The sequence below is a fragment of the Lutibacter sp. genome (assembly GCF_040883305.1).
Classification (GTDB): Bacteria; Bacteroidota; Bacteroidia; order Flavobacteriales; family Flavobacteriaceae; genus Lutibacter.
This window is the reverse complement of the sequence record NZ_JBFLKT010000113.1, coordinates 1-2,910: the sequence shown is the minus strand read 5'-3', so window position 1 is coordinate 2,910 and position 2,910 is coordinate 1. Positions and strand designations below refer to the sequence as shown.

Genomic DNA, 2,910 nt, shown 5'->3' with positions numbered 1-2,910 from the left:
GGGAACGTTTAGGTGAAAACGGCTTACAATGGCCAATAAATGAAGATGGAACCGACACTAAAATGCTTCATATTGATGGACATTTCAAAAAAGGAATAGGAACTTTTCATCATTTCGATTTTGAGGAAACACCTGAAATTATTTCTCACGGAAAAAAATATCCCTTTATCTTAACAACTGGTCGTGAATTAGAACATTACAATTCTGGAACAATGACTAGAAGAACTGATAATCAACTTATTTTAGCAAAAGATATTTTAGAAGTCCATCCAAGAGATGCAAGAGAAAAAGGAATAAAAGACCTAGAAACTGTTCGTATCTTTTCTGACAGAGGAAGCGTTCATATTCCAATAAAATACTCTAAAAACGTAAAAAGAGGTGTTTTAAGAACTACTTTCCATCAACCTGAAGTATTTATAAATATAATTACAGGAAGTATTGGAGATAAAGAAACAATGACACCTGAATATAAAGTTGTTGCAGTTGATTTTGAACGAATACCAAATTAATTTTATGCAAACTTTAAATTACGAAGGTCTTTTAATAAATAACGGAGATACTAAAAAAATAAAAGATGCTTTAGTTGTTGAAGCAGCCTTACAAATAAACATTAATAAGGAGCCATATACCGTGGTAATGAGAACTCCTGGTGATGATTTTGAACTTATTCGTGGTTTATTATATGCTGAAGATATTTATAAACGTGAAACTAATTTAATTTTTGAAGTTGTTGAAAAACGAGAAAATGGTTTTTCAATAATAAATGTTACTATTCCAAAAAAACTTATTGGAAAAGGTTATTTAAATAAAAGAACATTACTTTCTGTTTCTTCCTGTGGGATTTGTGGTAAACAAAAATTAGAAGATATTTCAATAAATGGAAACAAACTAAAAAGTAATAGTAAATTTGATTTTCATAAAATTGAATTTATGTTTGAAGAAATGAAAAAACAGCAAGATACTTTTGAACTTTCGGGAGGATCACACGCGGCTACACTATTTGATAAAAATTACAAACTTTTAACTATTAAGGAAGATATTGGTCGCCATAATGCTGTTGACAAGGTTATTGGAGATTTACTAATAAACAACTCTTTAAACAAAGTTAATTGTATGTTGGTTAGCGGACGCGTTTCTTATGAAATCATTTCAAAAGCTTTTATAGCCAAAATACCTTATGTTATTGCTGTTTCAGCCTGTTCAAGTTTATCCGTAGATTTTGCAAAAGAATTTGGGATTTGCTTAATTGGCTTTTCACGAGGTAAAAAAGCAACCCTCTACTCTTAACAATCAAACAAACTACGCGTTTTTAATAATAAATTACTTATTTTGTGTAATATTTTGCATATATGAAGATTTTTTATATTTTTGCATTAGTAAGAGCGTCCCTATAGTTACAAATTTTTACGGAGAGGATTTGTAATTCGCTGATTATTACGACAAATAAACTATTTCTGTTGAATAATAATTCAGTTTTGCTTTTAATAATCTCCAAAATAAAAGTTTTAATTACTAAAATTTAAGACTATTTCACCTTTTATATTTAACAGGTAAGCCCTTTAAATTAAAGGAAAATAAGTCTTTTTTATCTCATTATTTTTAAATTTTAAAAAAATAATGCAGGTAATTTTTTGTTTATACGTAAGTTTTATTCTAAATTTGAGGTTCTTACTAATCATTTAATTCTTACAAAAAATGAAAAAATTAAAATTAATTTTCGGATTGCTACTTGTAGCAGGTTTTTTTGCTGCAATAGCATTAAGCAACACATCAACTGATGACCAAGCTATTAAAAAAAGAGGTCAAATGTATATTCCTACAAAAGGATAAAACCAAAATTTAATACATTAAGTTATCAGACTTAACATATACCACAATAGAATACTATTGTGGTTTTCTAGTTGCTTTTATTTTGTGATCGTAATTAATTAACTATATTTGTTTGAAAGAATAGTTAATATAAGAATGCTAAAAACTAATAAAAAATCATCTTTACTTATTGGAAGTATTATTGTGTTTTTAATTATTATAACACCATATTTACTTTACTTTTATCAATCAGTGCCTATAAATTATCCTAATGATCCAGATTTCCCCGAAGACTGGGAAACTATTTTTGGTGTAATTAAGGCTGGTTACTATGTAAAAGCAAGTAACTACATCTATTATTTCTTTTCTAAATTTGTTCCCTTATTGCTTTTATTTATTTGGTTTATAACCAACAAGCATTGGTGGGTTCATGCAATTGCAATTCCTATTTCAGTCTATCTCTTTCAATTAATAGCAGTAATAAATGACAGTGTGGATTATGTTGATGAAGTAGAATTTATCTATACTGTTCCAATAGCGGTTATAGTTATAACCATATTGTATTTTATAAGAGGTAAAATGGCTATTTACATACAAGCTGTAGATTTGAAAAAGGAAATGGACGATAATATGAAAGATCCACAAAAAATAGAATAATTTATTTCTAAACTGGCATCTTTATTTATTCCTAAAACAAATTTATTATTTAATTTGCATTAACGATTTAATAGCTGCTGGAATTTCAGATTTTATTCGCTCATATATGGGTGCTACTGAAAGCCATAATATTGAAATTAAAGATAATCTCGTATAAATAACAAAATCTAATTTCCAATCACCAAATTTATCTAGTACAAAAGTTATAATTATTGGTCTCCTTAAAGAAATAATTGCTTTCATATATTGAGAAAGACATAAATAACAAGATGGCTTCTCTTTTGAAGAAACTACAAGTAATAAAGGTATTCTGCTAACTGAATAATTGTATTTCCAATTGCATAATAAAGGGCAATAGCAACCCTATAAAATTGACTAAAAACCTACTAAATTGGAGAATAAATAAATAAATAGCCTAGAAGTATAAATTGGGCTAGAGAATCT

General features: G+C 27.6%; 5 protein-coding genes. 4 read left to right on the top strand and 1 reads right to left on the bottom strand.

The genetic code is table 11. The annotated features are described in order from the left end of the window. From AB1Z17_RS03490 to AB1Z17_RS03475, 4 genes are all read left to right on the top strand, one after another. On the top strand, positions 1-509 hold a 509-nt coding region (locus tag AB1Z17_RS03490), incomplete at its 5' end, for a molybdopterin oxidoreductase family protein (protein WP_368050407.1). A 4-nt stretch (positions 510-513) separates the two neighbouring features. Further along, positions 514-1,287: a formate dehydrogenase accessory sulfurtransferase FdhD gene (gene fdhD / locus AB1Z17_RS03485; RefSeq protein ID WP_368050406.1), complete on the top strand. Its 774-nt coding sequence runs from the start codon at positions 514-516 to the stop codon at positions 1,285-1,287. Between the two features lie 408 nt (positions 1,288-1,695). Further along, positions 1,696-1,830, top strand: a complete 135-nt coding sequence (locus AB1Z17_RS03480) for a hypothetical protein (protein WP_368050405.1) — start codon at positions 1,696-1,698, stop codon at positions 1,828-1,830. A 135-nt stretch (positions 1,831-1,965) separates the two neighbouring features. Beyond that, the gene (locus AB1Z17_RS03475; protein ID WP_368050404.1) at positions 1,966-2,466 is read left to right on the top strand and encodes a hypothetical protein; all 501 of its coding nucleotides are present in this window, start codon (positions 1,966-1,968) and stop codon (positions 2,464-2,466) included. Between the two features lie 45 nt (positions 2,467-2,511). On the opposite strand, the gene AB1Z17_RS03470 is transcribed toward AB1Z17_RS03475, so the two are convergent. Then, complete coding sequence (locus tag AB1Z17_RS03470; protein WP_368050403.1) at positions 2,512-2,709, bottom strand: hypothetical protein; 198 nt, start codon at positions 2,707-2,709, stop codon at positions 2,512-2,514. Between the last annotated feature and the right edge of the window lie 201 nt (positions 2,710-2,910).